The sequence below is a fragment of the Streptomyces sp. NBC_01298 genome, assembly GCF_035978755.1.
Taxonomy (GTDB): Bacteria; Actinomycetota; Actinomycetes; order Streptomycetales; family Streptomycetaceae; genus Streptomyces.
The window spans coordinates 67,755-85,240 of the sequence record NZ_CP108417.1 but is presented as its reverse complement, the minus strand read 5'-3'; the positions used below and the strand labels follow the sequence as shown (position 1 = coordinate 85,240).

At 68.1% G+C, this 17,486-nt stretch carries 8 protein-coding genes; 4 read left to right on the top strand and 4 right to left on the bottom strand.

What is annotated here, in order from left to right:
- Nucleotide 1: 1 nt before the first annotated feature.
- Entirely contained in the window at nucleotides 2–2,197 is a 2,196-nt protein-coding gene (tap, locus tag OG730_RS43880) for a telomere-associated protein Tap (RefSeq protein ID WP_327310105.1), read from the bottom strand.
- A gap of 369 nt (nucleotides 2,198–2,566) precedes the next feature.
- On the opposite strand from tap, the gene OG730_RS43875 reads away from it, so the two are divergent.
- The gene (locus OG730_RS43875; protein ID WP_327310104.1) at nucleotides 2,567–3,256 is read left to right on the top strand and encodes a hypothetical protein; all 690 of its coding nucleotides are present in this window, start codon (nucleotides 2,567–2,569) and stop codon (nucleotides 3,254–3,256) included.
- Here the strand turns inward: OG730_RS43875 and OG730_RS43870 are convergent.
- Nucleotides 3,243–3,671, bottom strand: coding sequence for a hypothetical protein (locus OG730_RS43870; RefSeq protein ID WP_327310102.1), 429 nt, complete (start codon nucleotides 3,669–3,671; stop codon nucleotides 3,243–3,245). The genes OG730_RS43875 and OG730_RS43870 overlap by 14 nt on opposite strands.
- 1,118 nt (nucleotides 3,672–4,789) lie before the next feature.
- On the opposite strand from OG730_RS43870, the gene OG730_RS43865 reads away from it, so the two are divergent.
- Together OG730_RS43865 and OG730_RS43860 are read left to right on the top strand one after the other, a co-directional pair.
- Nucleotides 4,790–5,191 carry a DUF4357 domain-containing protein gene (locus OG730_RS43865; protein ID WP_327310101.1) on the top strand — a complete coding sequence of 134 codons (402 nt, stop codon included), beginning with the start codon at nucleotides 4,790–4,792 and terminating at the stop codon, nucleotides 5,189–5,191.
- A gap of 100 nt (nucleotides 5,192–5,291) precedes the next feature.
- The gene (locus OG730_RS43860) at nucleotides 5,292–7,145 is read left to right on the top strand and encodes a zeta toxin family protein (protein ID WP_327310100.1); all 1,854 of its coding nucleotides are present in this window, start codon (nucleotides 5,292–5,294) and stop codon (nucleotides 7,143–7,145) included.
- Here OG730_RS43860 and OG730_RS43855 read toward each other — a convergent pair.
- Nucleotides 7,109–7,354, bottom strand: a complete 246-nt coding sequence (locus OG730_RS43855; RefSeq protein WP_327310099.1) for a hypothetical protein — start codon at nucleotides 7,352–7,354, stop codon at nucleotides 7,109–7,111. The genes OG730_RS43860 and OG730_RS43855 overlap by 37 nt on opposite strands.
- Nucleotides 7,355–7,501: 147 nt before the next feature.
- On the opposite strand from OG730_RS43855, the gene OG730_RS43850 reads away from it, so the two are divergent.
- Entirely contained in the window at nucleotides 7,502–10,165 is a 2,664-nt protein-coding gene (locus tag OG730_RS43850; RefSeq protein WP_327310098.1) for a YfgM family protein, read from the top strand.
- 881 nt (nucleotides 10,166–11,046) lie between these two features.
- Here the strand turns inward: OG730_RS43850 and OG730_RS43845 are convergent.
- Nucleotides 11,047–17,280 (bottom strand): RHS repeat domain-containing protein, encoded by a 6,234-nt coding sequence (locus OG730_RS43845; RefSeq protein ID WP_327310097.1) that lies wholly within the window; start codon nucleotides 17,278–17,280, stop codon nucleotides 11,047–11,049.
- Nucleotides 17,281–17,486: the final 206 nt, after the last annotated feature.

Below are 17,486 nucleotides of genomic sequence, written 5' to 3'. Positions count from 1 at the left end.
CCTACTCCCCTTCTCCGGCGCTCTGGTCGGTCTTGATGAGGTTGGAGACGTTGAAGACCTCGCCGCGCTCCTCGAACTGCTGCTCAGCCCACAAGACGGTTTGCGTCCCCTGGTGCTTGACCATCCCCGGCGAGACCCCGAGCCGGAAGCCGCCCGGCACGGGCTTGCCCTCGGGCGTAGTCGGCAGGACGTCCAGCGGGGACGGGCCCGGCGAGGGGTAAACGATCGCGTCGGTGCCGATCGCGACCGGGTACAGGCGGGCGGCGGCCGCCGTCTTCACCAGCTTGCGGTGCAGGCCGGTGCGCTGGCTGGCCAGCACCGCGGCCCGGATGTCGGGGCGCCACGTCCACCGCTCCAGCGCCGGATAGGGCTCGTACCACGGCACCTGGCCCCGCGAGCGCTGGCGCAGCTTGCCGATCGCGCCCTTGGCCGTGGCCTTGATCGCGGTCTCCAGGAGCGCCATGGTCGGGTCGACCTGCTTGCGGCGTGCCATCGCGTCCAGGAACTCCTGGCCGGTGAGGTCGGTGGTGACGCCCATGTCGGCCATCGTGTCCACGTACGCGTCGCGCAGCCGCTTGTACCAGGCGTCCAGGTAGCGGCTGGTCTGCGTGCGCACGTGCGCCTCGATCGGCGCGACGTCGAAGCCGAGCTCCACCGCGTACTGCACGGTGGGCGTGGCGTACCAGGCCGGGCCGGTGGGGTGCTCGCCCGTCGGTGTGAACGGGGAGGGCAGCCGGGAGCCGTCGATCGTGCGGCCGTTGATCCGTATGCGGGACAGGTCGACGTGGGAGAGGTCGACCAGCCACGATCCGGGCAGCGCCGGGTCGAACGTCGGGTTGTTCTCCAGGTGGGTCGGCCCGTTGAGTCCGACCGTGAGGCTGTTCGCGGCCGCGGCGAAGCTCATGTTGAGGTCGACGACGACCAGGTACGGGTTGGTGCATTCCTCGTCGGTCAGCGGCCGGCACCAGTCGTAGGGCTCTTCCATCAGCATCTCGGCGGGGGTGCGCATGTGGTGCCGGGCGAACTTGCCCTTGAGGATCGGGTGTTCGTCGGGGACCTCGCACTCCACCACGGGGTAGAGCTGGGTGAGGGCGTCGTCGTTGAAGGCCCGCTTGAACTCGCCGGTCGCTTCGTCCTTCTCCGCGCGGGTGGGCGGGCGCAGTGCGGTCATCAGCTCGAGGCCGGTCGTCGCGGTGGTGCCGCGCGGCGTGATGACCCGGGCCGCGTACAGGCCGAGGTACTGGGCGAGATCGGCCGGGTGCATCGTCGGCAGCTGCGGGTTGTTCTTGTTGTCCCACTCGCGGGCTTCCAGGGCGTCCCAGGGCAGGATGCACAGCTGGACGCAGCGCCGCCTGGAGCCCTCGGGGTCACGGAAGATGCGGGCCCACGGGCCGAAGCCGCGCTGGCTCATCTGGAGTCCGGCCCGTCCGATCTGCTTGACCACCTTGTGGCCGTCCGGGAGGCGGCTCGCGTTCCGCTCCTCCTCCGACAGGGTGACGGGCAGGCCGAAGCGCTCCAGCGCGGCCGCGGTGAGGATGAGGATCGGGTCGGCGTCGCGGCCGTGCCGGTGCAGGCGGCTCTGCCCCAGGCGGCCTTCGGTCAGCGTCCAGTCGACCAGCGCCGGGATCGTCTTGGCGGGTACGTCCAGGACCAGGCCGCCGACGCAGTACGCCGACACCTTCCCGTCCTCGCAGTCGATGACCGCGAGCGGACCGTTCTCGAAGCGCGGGTCGAGGACGGCCGCCGGCGCGGTGGGCTTCGCCACCGCCTTCTTCGCGCCCGGGCGCCGCGACGTCGCCGACGGCCTGGTGGTGCCGGATGTCTCTGTCGTCGGGCGGGACGGCGGTACCGCGGCGGCGGGGGCCGGCTCCTCAACCGGGCCGGTGAACGATTCCGGGACCACCGGGGCCGGGGCGGTAGCGGGCGCGTCGGTGGCCGAGGTGGGAAAGCGGGCGGCGAGGCCCTCCAAGAGCCGGGCGTAGGCGGCGCGCTTCGGCGGCCGCGGCTCGGTCCGGCCGGTCTCCCAGTTCCCCACCGCCTCGCGGCGGGCCTGCAACACCTTGGCGATCTGCTCCTGACTCAGCCCTGCCGCCTCGCGCAGTCGCCGCCGCTCCGCCGGCGCCGGCAGTTCGTCCTGCGCGACCTGCTCCAACAGTGCGTCGACCGCGCTGAACAGCTCGTTCTCATCCGTGGACACAGAGGTCACCTCCAATAGACAGCATATCCGATCGCTCGCTGAACCGCGCAATCAATCGCGCATGAATCGCTCAAAGTGCAGGCGTGCAACACGAAGGTCGAAGGGTTGCACTCTGAACATTCACGCAGGTCAGAGGCACAATGCAGGGTGTTGCAGGGGTCTGTTGCAGTGGGTGTTGCATATTCGCGTTGCACCGTTGCACCCGGGAGCGCTCCAGGTGCGCTGACGACGAACCCGGGACCGCGTGAAGACCTGCGTGGGCTAGTTCGCGGGGTCGCTCGCTGCGACACCGGAAACGTGGGTAGGCCCTGGAGCAGGAGCGGCGGGCTGTCCCAGCGCAGCCGGTCGGGCCGCCCCAAGGAGGCACCGGTGCGCATTGGGGACGTCGAAGTCGGCGAGACGTACACCGCGAACATTCCCCAGCGTCTCCCGTCGGCAATACGAGGCCGGCCCGCCGCGACGGCTGCTGAGTGGCAAGCCGATATGCAGCTGAGCCTGGCGCGCGGCCGGCGCATCACCGTCACGGTGACCGGCTACGGCGACGAGCCCGGCACGGTCGTGGTCACCCGGGAGATTCCCGCAGGCCGGGTGGGACTGCGGCTGACCGCCGGACAAGCCGCCGACCTCGGCCTTGCCGAAGGCCAGGAGTACGAGATCCACGGGACCGTCACCGACGACACCGGCCGCGTCATCACCTTCCCCGCCACACTCACCCACGAGATCCCCGCGCGCTGGCTCCGCCCTCGAGATGAGCACCTGGAACTCCACCCGGACACCGCCCGGCTCCACCGCGCCGAGGTCTGTCGTGCTGCAGACGGCATGGCCTTGCGGGACATCGACCAGGCGATCGACAAGGCCCTGGAGGCGGTCCACCGAATCCAGGGCCGGGCCCTGGACGACCCGACCGCCGACCGGTCTGTACTCACCGCCGAGACCACCCACCAGGAGTGGCTTCGGATCTCCCAGTGGGTCAAGGCGTCGAAGCTGACGGTCTACGACCCGCGAAACGATCCCGGCGCCGTGGAGTACCCGCCGCTGATCCGCTTCAAAGGGAAATGACCGTCCCGCCGCCTTGGGTTCGGTTCAACGCGGCGGAGTGGCCGGTCAGGTGCCCAGTAAATGCCGCGTAGGCGGCCCGCTCCTCGGGTGCTCCGTAGACGGCAAGCCAGCCGCGGGCCCAGTCAGACTTCGGCCCGATCTCCTGGCCATAGGGGTGAGCGTGTGACCACAGCTCAAGGTTGCCCGAGCGCAGGCGCCCGCTTCCGTCGTCAACGAGTGGGCCGTCTGTCCGGTTGTCGGTCTTGATCCCGTTGACGTGGTGAACCGTCTCGGTCGGCAGCAGGGGACGGCCGAGGAGCTCTTGGACGGCATGTCGGTGCTCCATCACGCTCTCACCGCGGACGCGGATCACCCGATAGCCGCCGCCGTTGGTGTATCCGCTGCCGGCAGGCGCGTACTTCTTCTTCGTGCCCAACGGCTGCCCGAGGGAGAGCCGCCGGTAGTGGGCAGCGCACATGTTCTTTGCGCGGGAAGGGTCGGTGCATCCAGGAGCGTGGCACCAGCCCGTCTGCTTCGTCTTCGCCTGGAGCTCCGCAGGCCCGGTCTCCCCCGTGGCGCGGAAACGCAGGTAGTGCCCACCGCACAGACCTTGGGCCTGATGGGGGCGGTCACAGCCTTCAACGTCGCAGCCCCGAACCTCCGGCGGGATGGGGGTAGTGATGGGGGCTGCCAGCCCCGCTTCACCCTGCTTCTGGAAGCGCTGGTAGTGCGCGAGACAGAGCCCCTTGGTCCTGTGTGGCCGGTCGCACACGGGTGACCGGCAAGTTGGCGAGTCGTAGCGCTCGCGGATGCGGCGTTCCTCACCCGTGTCGCCGCCCTTGCGCCATCGTGCGTAGTGCGTACCGCACCAGAGCTTGGTGCGGCGTGGCCGACCACAGCCGGAGATCGTGCACTGCCGGGAGAGAGGTGCAGGTGGGGCGGTTGAGTACGTCCTCACCGGCGTCGCGGGATCGCCGTACTTTTTCCAGCGCCAGTAGTGCTTGGGGCACCAGCCCCTGGACTGCGCCGCGTTTTCGCACTCCGTCACACTGCACATCCGCCATGAGCCTTGCGCCGTCATGCCCGCATGGTGTCCAGCTCGGACAAGCACGCCAGCCGCCACACGCCCGTACGCATGATCGAATCACTCGTTCGGATATCGCGTCGACGTCGGTGGGCCATGGCTCTGCTGCGCCGTTCCCGGTGCTAACAGCTCCCGCAGCGGACTCCGCTCCGCTGGCCCTCGATGCTGGAGCTCCGACCCGCAGCCCTCACGCCAACCCCCGGGTGTGCAGAACGCCCTCCCCGCCGCTGCCTCCGCGGCCCTGTCGCTCTCACCTGCCTCCAGGGCCGGTGCAGCCGGCTGCGCCATGGTCTGCCCGCCGGGGGTGTAGCTGGTCGGCCGCCGCAGGCGAACCGGCGACAACCGGGTGGGACCATCCATTCCTCTTCTGAGTCGCTCACAATCGAAGTTGACACGAGTTGCTTGTGCCGCTTACGATCAAAGGGAAATCGAGTGATCCGGCCTTCGGGCCGATACCGGCAGGAGCGCTCATGGCCACCCTCAGCATCCACTTCGACCCCGCCGTCATCGCACGCCTCACCAGCGCGAGCGGCGACGACACCGTCCACGTCACCCTGTCGCTCGGAGGAGGCGACTCCGCCGCCGAGGCGGCCTCCGTCGTCCCGCACGGGCCCCTCGCCGGTCTGATGCAGGCCGGACTCCTCGAGTCGGGCACCGAGCTGACCTTCCACCAGCGCCGTGCGAACCGGTCGGGCCGCGCGGTCGTGACCGCCGACGGACAGTTGATCGTCGACGGCCACTCCTCGACGTTCCCCTCCCCCTCGAAGGCCGCCGAGGCCGTCACGGGCAACGTCATCAACGGGTGGACCCTGTGGCAGACCCGCGACGGATCCACCCTCGACCAGCTGCGCCGCCAGCTCGACACCGAGTAGGACCGCCCCCGTGCTGTGCCCGAGTTCGCACCGGGCGCAGCACGGCGCAGGGGCGTGGTCGGGCAGCAGGTGTCGGGTCGCAGGAGAGGGCAGTGGAGCGGTGAAGAGAGACGAGGACATCGTTCCCGTCGAGTTGGCCGAGGAGGAGCACGAGGCGATCCTGACGGCGGAGATCCTGCCGGCCTGGACCCGGGATGCCGTCCCGCAGGACCGCCCAGTGGTGGTGGTCGTCGCCGGACCGGCGGGGAGCGGAAAGTCCCACCTGTGCGACCTTCTCCTGGCGGTTCTTAATCGGCGGGGCGGCGCAGTCCTGATCGGCCGCGACCTCTACAAGAGGGCCCACCCCCACTACGCCGACCTCATGCGGAGCGATGACCGGACGGCCGGTGTGCGGACCCGGCCGGATGTCCTGCGGTGGCAGGCGGAGGTCGAGGAGTACGCCCGGAGCCGGCGCTTCGACGTGGTGCTGGAGGAGCCCGTCGCCGATGTGGAGGAGGCGTGCGCGAAGGCCCGCTCCTACCGTGCGGACGGCTACCGCGTCGAGCTGGTGGCTCTGGCCACGGCGGAGGCCGAAGCTCAGCTCAGCAGCCTGGACCGCTACCTGACGCAGGTCGCTGAGGAGGGCGTCGGCCGCTACGTCTCGCCGGGCAACTTCGACCGGTGCGCCCGCAATCTGCCGCGCTTCTTACAGGTCGTCGAAGCCGAGCGGCTCGCGCACCAGGTCATGGTGGCGCGGCGCGGCCTGCAGGTCCTCTACCTCAACAAGTTGACCGACGAGGGCGCCTGGCAAAGGGTACCGGCCGCGGCCCAGACGCTGACCTCGGACTGGGCGCGGCCGTGGACGGTGCCGCAGACCTGGGCTTTCCGCCGTCAGCTCTCCGGCGCGGAGCAGCGGCTGCACCCTTCGCTGCTTACGGCGGAGCGGCGCCTGGCGGTGGCGGGCGGTCTGGAGCGCGCCTTTGGTCTGGCCGAGCGGGTACGCCGGATTGCCCAGCCGCTCGCCTTGCCGCCCGGCGTCGACTACCACCGCTTGTCCCCCAGTGAGCACACGTGGATCTTCGACGAGCTCATCGTCCCGATGTATCTGAGCAACATCACCCCGCAGGACGCTCCGGTCACCCTGTATGTGATGGGCCCGCAGGGGTCCGGGAAGAGCTACACGGCGCGCATGCTCCGCCGCGCGCTGCGCCAGCGCAGGCCCACCCGGATCGAGGGCGGTCTCTTCAAGATGGTCCACCCCGACTACCGCCGACTCCTGGACGAACATCCGCGTACGGCCTCTGCCCGCATCCGTGCCGACTACAGGCAGTGGCAGGAGATGGCCGAGGCGTACGTCCGGGCCCACCGAGGGGACATGCTGATTGAGATCGCCCCGGACAGCGTGGCTCACTTCATCGACGGTGCGCGCCGTCATCACCGGGAGGGCCGGCGTGTGGAGCTGGTCGTGATCGGGGCGCGCGCCGCGGACAGCCGGCTGGGCACCGCGACGCGGTGCGCCGAGGTGGCCCGCCTCGGCGGAAACCCGAGGCTCACCGAGGCCGCCGCCCACCAGCGGACCTTCCAGGTCGTTCCCGACGTGGTGCGCGCGGCCGAGCTCTCGCCCTACGTGCACTGCACCTCCGTCATCCGCAGAGACCTGACCGCGGTGTATCGCAACGCGCGCCTCCGGGACGGATCCTGGGGCAGGGCGCCCCGCGGCGGGGACGTCCTGGAGGCCGAGCAGCACCGCCCGTACACGGCGGCCGAAGCGACCCAGGTCATCGCGACCCTCCGCCGGCTGAAACGCGAGCTGCCGCAGTACCGGTCGGATCTGGTGGACATCGCCGCACTGGCCTGGCCGCTGATGCCCGCTCACGTGCGGCCACGCATCCTCTCCACCACGATCACCACGGCGCCGCTGTCCCTCCCCCAATGCGGTTACTGGCCGCCCAGCTCCTGGGAAAGGGCCGTGTAGCGGGCCGCGATCTCGGCCACTTCCTCCGGGCCGGCGTCCAGGAGCGTCTCCAGATCGGTGGCGCATCCCACCAACGCCTCCTGCAGGGTCTTCAGGCGCACCGGGTCGGGCCTGGCGGTCCGCTGTTCCTCCGCGACCTGTTCCGAGTACAAGAGGCCCACCTCCCTCACGAGCTGTTCGGCGGTGTCGGGACTTACGTGCTCTGACAAGGGAATTCCTTCACGTATCGGCAGGCGATGGGCGCCATTGTCTCTGGCCGAGGGGATACGGCCAGCCGCCCACGTTGCCGAAGATGGCCACGCGGCAATCCCCAGGCCCTACGGTTGATACCGCCGATGATCATTCCTGGGGGGACCATGGCCGACCTGCGTGCGCTGTTCAGCTCCAACGACCCGGAGGAGTACGACGCGGCGGAGGCGTTCACCGATCGCCAGGACCAGTGGCTGTCGGTCGCGGCCGCACTCGGCGAGCATCTCCAGCGTGTGGCCGGCCCCGGCTTCGACGTCGAGGACCTGGAATCGCCCCGCACCAACCTGATCATGTTTCACGGGGTGGGCGGGGCCGGGAAGTCCACCCTGCTCCGCAAAATCGAGGCCGCCCTGGCAACGGCTGAGGACCGGCCCGTCCAGTGGGGCGCACCGTCCTGGACCCGGCGGCTCCTTCCGATCCGGATCGACCTGTCGCGCTCGGCGTCGACCGGATCCGACTACGAGCGCGTCCTGCTGACGATCCGCCTTGCGCTCGCCGGAGAGCTCGGCAGGACCCTGCCGTCCTTCGACGTGGCGTTGCGCAACTACTGGGAAGCCGTCCACCCCGGCGAGCTCCTCGACGAGTACATCCGGCGCACCGGGATCGCGGGCAAGGTCACCAACCTGCTGCCCGGCCAGCTCCAAGCCGGTGTCGGGGAGATCGCGGCGGCGCTGCAGCTGCCCGGCCTGATCGGCTCCGCCGCCGGACAGATCACCTCTGCCCTGGTCACCGCACTGCGCGAACGCCACGACCGCGCCCAGGCCCTCGCGGGCGCCGCACGCACCGCGGCCCTCCTGGAGGCCACCCCGGATTTGGAGAGCCTGTCGTTCTACCCGCACTTGTTGGCGTGGGACCTGGCCCAGCTGCCCGCGAAGAAGGCGGTGACCCCGGTGATCCTGCTGGACACCTTCGAGGACACCGCCGACCGCCACCGGGACCTGGAACGGCTCCTGCAGCGACTGGTCTGGCTCATGCCGAATGTGTTCTTCGTCCTCGCCGGGCGCAGCCGCCTGCAGTGGGCCGACCCGGCTCTCCACGGTGCGCTCGATTGGACCGGCCCCAGCGCCTGGCCCGGCCTGGCCGCTCCTGCCGTACCGCGGCCCAGGCCCATCACAGGGTCCGGACGGCAGCAGCTGATCGGCGACCTGTCCCCCGAGGACTGCGAGGCGTACCTCTCGCAACGCCTCGTCCAGGGCGGGCACCCTCTCATCGGCAGCAGGATTCGCGCGGCGATCACCGTTCGTTCCCATGGTCTGCCGCTGCACCTGGACCTCGCGGTCTCCCGCTTCTTGGAGATCCGCCGGAGCGGCCGCACCCCCACCCCCGTCGACTTCGACTGCAGCTTCCCCGCGCTCCTGGCCCGCGTCATGTCCGACCTGACCCCCGAAGAGCGGCACGTTCTGCGCAGCGTCTCCCTGCTGGATGCCTGGGATCTGGAGCTGGCCACTCGGGCTGCCGGCCTCACCCAGCAGGCCACCGCCCGCCGTCTCACCGAGCGCCCGCTGATCGCCGAGAACCCGTACGCGCTGTGGCCGTACCACCTGCACCGGGCGATCGGCACGGCCGTACGCGAGGACACCCACAACGAGGACCGCTGGACCCCGGCCGACTGGCACCAGGCCGCGACCCGCGCGCTGGCCGCCCTCGGCGAGCAGTGGACGACGGCCACCGCCCAGGCACCCAGCCGGATGCTGCTGGTGGCGTGCCTGCGCCAGGGCCTGCGCCTGGCCCGCGACCACCGCCTCACCGACCTGGGGTGGCTCACCGCCGCGGCCTTCGACTACACCGACGACTCCGTCTGGGAGCCCCTCACCCTCCCCGCCGACATCACCGGCGCACCGGACACGCCCGCGGACGCCCTGGCCGAGCTCCTCACCGCGATCACCCGGCGCCAGCGCGAGCACCGCCAACGCACGGTGGAGCGGCTGAGCGAGGTACTGGACTCCGGACTGCTGTCCGCCGGCCTCACCGAGCTCGCGCTGTATTACAGGGCGAAGGCGTACAAGGACCTCAGCCAGGGCGCCGCCGCCCGGGCCGGAATGCGACAGGTTGCCGACGCCGACGGCCGCCTCGCACCCAAGGCCCGACGTGGCCTGGCCAACCTGGACAGGCTGGCCGGGGACTTCCCCGCCGCCCTGGCCGCCGTGCCCACCCTGGGCTGGAAGGGCCGCCACAACCGTGTCCTCGGCGACATCCACTGGTCCCACGCCAACACCGCTCAGGCCATCGCTGCCTTCGAAGCCGGCCGTACGGAGGCCGAAGAGCGGGGGGTGGCCGGCGAGCGCGCCATGATGCAGGTCCGCCTCGCCCTCGCCTTGTCCTTCGCCGACCCCGTACGGGCCGACGCCGAGCTCTCCCTCGCCCACCAGCTCCTCGAGGACCTTGACCAGCGGGCCAATGTTCTCCTGGCCCGTGTCGTCGCCCTGATCAAGGACGCCGGAACCAACGGCATCAGCGACCGCGCCCAGAGCCTGAACACCGACATCACGGCCGCAGGGCTGCCCTACCTCCACCGGTTCGTGGAGCTTGCCGTCGCCTTCCACGACGCTGTCCTCGGCGACGACCACCCGCTGGGCTCCACCATTGACCACCTGCGTGAACTTACGGCCAGTGGTGACTTCGCCTACTTCACCGACATCGCGCACTTCATGGCTGGCCTGCCGCTGCCTGACCTGTCCTCCACCAGATGGGTCGACGGGTCGGACCCCGTCCGAACTCGTTGGCGGCAGATCGTCCTGGATCGGCGCGCTTTGCTCGCAGTCCCCGAATAGGTTCGGCTGGCAGGAGATCGACGGCACTGCCGGCCTTGTCGGTCAGAGGCCCGGAACTTCGTTCCCTGGCTGGGGCTTTGCTGACCAAGAGGGTTGCAGGTGCGGCGATGCCGGCCGTGGAGACATGCGGGCATTGCCGAGAACCTGGCTTGCCGCGGCGTGGACGGCTGGGGTGACACAAAGCGCCACCATACTCACCGCCAGAATCGGCGGACTTGATGTGACGTTGCCAGCGACCACGGTCCCCGCGGCCAACTGCTCGGGCTGAGATCATTACCGCCGCGCTGCCCGTAGCCAATGGTGCTGCCTGGCCAGCTGGCGAAGCCAGGTTAACGCCTGACGAACAGCACGGCTCAGAGGTTGCAACCTCTGGCCTGTTCATGAGTGCGTGGAGAGTTACAAAGGCGTTCTCTTGGGGCTATCCACCGAGCATCTTGCATAGGGCAGGCATCGTTCTGCCCAGCGATGGCAACCCGTCTTTTTCGGTAGCCTTAACAACCGGTCCCGATCCGTTGCGTACGACACCGCCACATCAACATCTCGGTAAACCGGCGGCGGCGAGTGGCACCAGATTCAATTGCACCACCCGCCGCGCTGCGGAATCTATCCCCACACTCGCATGATTGTCCGGACTATTCCATATGCGGCTCCAGCCGCGATCGCCGCACCTATGAATCGCTGGAATCTGAAGGACGAAACGCGACCTCCCGACCATCCAGCGATCCAGTCATGCTGCCGCCTCGGCAGTCCCTTGAAATTGATCGCGACACCAATTCCAACAGCCAGGGCCAGGAGTGCAACTGGCAGCACTAACCACGGACTGGCGATCTTTTCGGCGGCGGACGAGATCATCTTGAGTTTCCTTTTGCGTGAAGATTAAATCACCAAAGAGGAATGGCGATGTTTATGCCAGCAAACCAACCTGCGCCATAGTTGACACCCCCTCCGAACCAATAGCTTCCAGTGCTGGCCTGATCTGGGTCCATTGCCCCGAGGTTGGAATCGGAACGTGTACCTGCCACTCCACACGCCCCGACACCCAAGCTCCCACAAAGCTGGCCGCTCAACCAGGACTGCTCTCCAGAGGTGGCTGAAGCCGCACCTGTCACATACCCGCGCCCTCCAAAGCCGAGACCGCCAACGTTGAGGTATCCATGCCCATCGCCACCCACTGATACTCCGATGCAGGCCGCGAAACAGACCTGCCCTCCTGCGGTGCTATGCCTGATGGCTTCATCCATCCAGAGGGGTCCGGTAGCCCCGAATGAATCACCAAATCGGCGGCACTGGCCGGAGCCGTCGATGCCGGCGGTACACCATTTACTTGGTGCCTCATTGATGAGTTTGTCGAATTCCGTCTTCCAGTCCCATGTGTTGCAGAGTTCGTCTTCTGTGTAAGTGGAGCAGTACTCCTTCTTCAGTTCGGCCGCCTCGATTGCCTTAATTACTCGATAGGTTGGATCATCCTGACTGACTGCGATCTTGTTTGGGATGAGCTGGCCATCGAGGGCAGTGACCAATACCGTCACCTTGCAATTATTGCCGCAATTAGAGTCTGGGCCCTTTCCAGTCACCCTATCCTTGGCGTCTTCCTTTATTTGGCCGCCAGTTGTGAGCTTTGGAGGCCCGGGCTCGTGGCCGGGTGTGGTGTTTTCGTGGTTGGGTCCAGGCCGGGTCGGGCAGTCCATGTCGTTGCACATGCCGCTGGGGTCGGAGCTGGTGACCGGAGTGTTGTTGGCGTAGCTGTAGCCGTTGAATGCCTGCGGGGAGTCTAGGACGAGGACCGGGTCCACGGAGAGGAATCGGCCTGCTGCGGGGTCGTATTCGCGGGCTCCGACGTGGGTGAGGCCGGTCGACTTGTCCTGGGTGCCGCCGACGAATCCTCGTTCGCCGGGCCAGGCGGAGGGTTTGGTGCCGCGGTCTTCGCCGAAGGGCTTCGTGGTGCGGCGTTGCACGGTGAGGGTGGTGGCGTCGATGGAGGTGGTGCCGGTGTTGTGGTGGTCGGCCGCGACGTAGGAGAGCTTGCCTGCGGAGGTGCGCACGATGGTCGTACCACCGGGGGCCGCGTAGTAGCGGTTGCCGGTGACCTTGTCCGTGGCGGTGTCACGGGTGAGTTCGTCCGAGCCCATGTACAGGGTGGTTTTGCCGGGGTCCTTGCGGGCCAAGCGGTTGCCGGCCGCGTCGTAGATGTAGGTGGAGGTGCCTGCGCTGGTGGTGTTGGAGGCGAGTTTTCCTTCGGTGTTCCAGGTCAGGGTCTGGGTGGGTCCGCCGTCGCCGGGAAGGGTCTGGGGGCCGTCGCCGGTGTCGGGGCGGGTGAGGGTGTTTCCGGTCTTGTCGTAGGTGAGGCTGGTCGTGACCGGGGTGTTGCTGCCCGTCTTCCTGGTGGTGGAGGTCGGGGTGTGGGGGCGCGGGGATCCCGGCGCCGGGTAGGTGTTGGTGGTGACGGTGCTCTTGGCGGCGTCACCTGTGGGGTCGTGGTCGGTCAGGGTCTTGCGGTTGCCGGTGACGTCGTAGGTGAACGACTGCCAGTAGGGGGCCGTGCCGCTGATCTCGCTGCTGCTGGGAGTGGTGTTGGTGCAGGCTCCGATGCCGGCCACGCTGGGGCCGGGCTTGGTTGTGGTGGTGCCGGTGTCGGTCCAGGCCTCGGTGAGACGGCCTTGGTAGTCGTAGGTGAAGCACTGGGTGTCGCGGGCGGCGCCCTGGAGGTTGGTGACCGAGGTGACGTCGCCGGCGGGGGTGTAGGTGTAGCTGGTGCCGGTGACGGAGGTGGCGGTCTGGTCCTGCTTGTCGAGCTTCGTGCTCATGAGCCGGCCGGTGGCCGGGTCCAGGATGCTGGTGGCGACGACCTGCTTGGGGTCATCGCCGAAGGTGGCGCGCTGTACCTGGCCGAGCTCGTTGTAGTTGGTGTAGTTGACGTAGTCGACGGTGTTCGAGCCGATGGAGACCGGAAGGCCGTTGATGTTGCGGCTTGTGGAGAGGTCCTCGGCCGGCAGGCCACCTGCCGCGGGTACGTCGGTGCTGGTCTCCGCGCCGGTGATCACGTTGTAGGCGGTGGAGGTGGAGTAGGTCCCGGTGAGGGCTCCTTCGCCGCTGGGGACGGTCAGCTTCGTGCCGGTGGGGCGGTAGCCGATGTCGTAGCCGGTGATCTCCTGGCGCCAGGCCTTGCCCGCCACCCAGCTCATGGACGCTGTTTGCTGGCCGGACAGGATGGTGTCGTACTCGTACGTGGCGAGCTTGGTGCCGTCGACCGCGCTCAGGTTGCGGGAGGTCGGGCGGCCCAGGATGTCGTAGCTGGTGAAGACGGCGGTGCCGCGGGCGTCCACGGTCGAGGCGGGACGGCCTGCGGCGTCGTAGGTGGTTGTGGACGTGCCCTTGTCAGGGTCCACCGCCTTGGTCTGGCGGCCTTGGAGGTCGTAGCCGTAGGTCCAGTCGTTTCCGGCCGGGTCGGTGACCTGCTTCAGCTTGCCGACGGTGTCGTAGCCGTAGAGCGTGGCGTCGAAGGCCCCCGTAGGGGTGCCGCCCTTGTACTGGCGCAGCTCGGTCTTGTGCCCGCGGGCGTCGGTGATCTCGCTGGAGGCGGTGCCGCCCTTGGGAGGGGTGGTGTCGACACGCTCGGCACCCGGGTACGCGGTGGCACTGCGCCACTGCTCGATCGCCTTGGAGTAGAAGATCTTCGCCACAGGTCGGCCGAGGCCGTCGTACTGGGTGACGTTCTGGGCGGGCAGCGTGTTCTCGTCGGCGGGGAAGTGGGTCTTCACCGGGTCGGAGTCCTTGTTGACGTACGTGCCGCTCGTCTTGAAGGCGCGGCCCCGGCTGTCGTAGGCGGTGTCCGCGATCAGGCGAACGCCCACCGCACCGTTCTGCGCGACCGACTGGGTCTGAACCTGCTGGCCCATCGCATCAAGGATGCTGATGGAGGTGGCGTAGGACTGGTCGGCGCGGAGCGTTTGGGTGGTGACCGAGCTGATGACGGTCTGTCTCAGGTCGTAGGTGAACACCTGGCTGGCGCTCTGGGTACGGGCCCGGCCCGGCAGCCATACCTCGGTGGTTCGGCCCAGTTCGTCGTAGGCGATCTCCGTGGTGCGGTTGTTCTGGTCGACGGTCTTGATCGGGACACCGCGCAGAGGATGCAGGGTGGTGGTCGTCGTCCAATTCTTGGCGTTGGTGACCTTGAGGGTCGTCGCGCGGGCGGGCGCGGCCGGCGTGTACGCCGATGTCGTCTTCGCCCCTGCGGCATCGGTCGTGCTGGTGACCCGGCCGTACGTGTCATACGTTGCCGACGACTTGGTCGTGTACGTGGGCACCCCCGCCTCGAAGCGGTCCAGTACGCCCGTGTATGTGGCCTGACCGGGGCCGTCGAGAGTACCGAAAGGCTTGTTGTCGTAGTGCGTACGGCTGCTGTCGAGGGTGTTCGCTTCGGTCGCCTCAACGCCGCACGCGGCCTGGGTCCGGGTGGTCTGCGAGACGCGGTCGAGGATCCAGTCGGCTTCGTTGCGCGCGTAGGAGGTGGTGGTGCAGATGTCGGGCAGACCGTCCGCCTTGTCGAGGACCGACTTCTGCATTCCGTACTTCTCGTCGTAGTCGACGGTCTGTGAGGTGGTCCGCCAGGTCTTGTCGGTCAGCAGCACCTTCTGCTGGGACAAGGCCGTGCCCTGCATGCGGGCGGTGAGGGCGGGCAGGTCGGGGCCGCGGCTGTGGGTCGCGGTGACCGGCTTGGTCTGCGGGATCCAGGGGTCGTGCTGGGCCGTGGAGACGAGCTCGCCGCCGTCGGAGGCGAAGGTCTGGAGCTCGCGCAGGGTGCCGGACAGGTGGTTGCTGTCCTTGACGGTGGTGCCGGCGATGTTCTTGAACGTGGAGGTGCGCACGGATTTATCGGCCTTGGCGTCGCCGTCCATGCCGCGCAGGTAGAAGGAAGCCGTCTTGGAGACGATGTCCGGTGCGCTGCCGGCCCGGGTGATGACCTGTCCATAGCCGCGGAACTGGTTCCAGGTGCGGTACTTGTCCTCGGTCAACTCCTCGTCGTCGCGGTGCCAGGCGGCAGAGCCGACGTACTCGTAGCGGACCTCCTGGTCACGGGAGCCTCCGAGTGGGTCCGTGTCGGTGACGCGGTCGACGACGTATTTGTGGAACCAGTCAAGGCTCGGATCGTTCGGGCTCCTGGGATCCGCGTTCCAGTACACGGGGTAGCAGCGCTTGGTATTGGAATCCTGGGACGAAGGCAGGCCAGCACCGGGAGAGCAGTCCGGATCGGCATATCCGATGTCGGTGATCTTTCCGGTCTCGGACTTGATCTTCACGATGCGGCGGCGGTTCATGGCCGGACGGTTGTCGATGCTGGAATCGACTCGGTTGTTGCGCAGGCTCCCGTAGAAGACGACCGCCGGGGTGGTCAGTGTCGTCGCGCCGTCGTAGCCGGTGTGCCGGATGGTCGACAGCCACAAGGCCGGGGCCGTTTGGTCCATCGGGTCGGGGAACAGGTGGCCGAGCGCGTAGGAGTCGACGTTGTCGTACCCGCCGGCGCTGTTCAGGACCTGCGTTTTGATTTCGGTGAGCCGCCTGGTGGTCCAGAACGTGGCTGAGTAGTTCTCGCAGGTCCCGGTGGACTCACATTTCTGGTCGAAGGGCACGTCCGGCCACTTCGTCTTGTTGGCCTCGGTCAGCTTCGACGGCGCGCAGTCGAAGACGTCCTTGACGGGAAGGCAGCGCTCCTCGACGTCGAAGAGGATCTGCGCGGTCGGCTTGACGGTATCTGCGTCTGTCAGCTTCGAACCATAGGTGATCTTCTCGAGGTTGCCACCTCGGATGTACGAGGTGAGTGTGCCCGTGGGGTTCGCTGTAGAGACGCCGCGCTTGTAGCGGTTGGTTTCGGTGGCGTATGTGTGGGTGATCAGGTCGCCGCGGGGGTCGACGACGAAGTCGAGGTTCCAGCGCCAGGCCTGCTGGCACCAGGACGTCGCGAACGTCGACTTGTTGCACTCCTCGTCCGTGTTGTTTCCGTAGACGGGTGTGGTCCAGGCTGAATTGGTGGCGGGGGCGGTGGGGCTTTCGGGCTTGCGGCCGATACCGAAGTAGTACTGGGTACCGTCGGTGGCGGTCACCTTCCAGTACTCACCGTTGTTGTCACCGTTGGCCGCGCCGGTCAGGTGCTCGACCTTCGAGGCGTCGTCGTTCTCCAGCCGCCATTCGCCGGTCTTGTCGTCCTTCACCAGTGCGGAGGACTTGCCGCCCAGGGAGAAGGTGGCGTTCTCGCCGGCCAGGCATTGATCGCCTGATCCTTCCTGACCGTCCTTCGCGCACGGTTTGAAGCTGCGCTCAACGAAGCCGGGTGAGTAGTCCCAGCCCTCACCGATCCAGGACGCCTGGTTGTTCGTCGCGGCCGTACGACCGTCGATCGCCTGGGAGCTGTAGGAGAGCGAGACGCTCGGCTTCGTACCGCCGAGGCCCTCGGGAACGGCGATCGGGTAGGACCAGGAGAACCCACCACTGTTGGAACCGCTGCTCCAGGAACCTGAGGGCGCCAGACTGGTGGCCGCGAAGGTACCGGCCGGACCACCCGGCGTGGTCGCCACCCCGAAGACGGTGACGCCGTCCGAGGCGCCGCTCGGGTTCTGAGCATCGTCTGCGGCGAGGGGGACTTCGGCGCTGAGGAGGCCGGGCCTGTCGCCGTCCTTCGTGGTGGCCAGCGGAGTCTGGGTACGGCACTCCGAGCGCTCGGGAGTCGTCAGCGCGCACTCGGGCAGCGCTACCAGATGGGTGCGGGAGAGCCAGTCCGCGCTGAACGAGCCCGCGATGTGCGAGACGTCCACCGACACCTTGACCGGACCGCCCTTGGTCACGCCCTCGGAGGGCCGGACCGAAACCAGCATTCCCTGCAGGCCGGCCTTCTCGGCCGTCGTGCGGTCCGCGAGCTGCACAGCGGCCTTGCCGCTGTGCAGCGCTCCTTCGCCGGCGGCCGGGGCAACCCATACCGGCGCATCACCGGCGCGGCTCGGATCGGGTGCAGGCGCGGCCGGGCCCTTGGAGCGTTCGGGAACGATGAAGAGCGACCCGTCTGCCGGATTGGGCGTGGTGGCGCCCAGGTCTACTTCAGCTGTGGTGGCCGGAGGCCAGTACACGTCCGCCGGAGTCCAGGAATCGGCTTCGCCGCTTTCCTGAGTCTCCGACTCCGCTTCCGGAGCGTTTTTACCGCGTACCGATTCTATTTCCTGCAACGCTCCCGGTGACCAGAGGGCTGGGTTCTTCGGCTTCCAATCGGAAGCATCAGCGGTTCCCGCACCAATGATCATGGATAACGCAACTGCGGAAGTGGCGAAAATGCGGC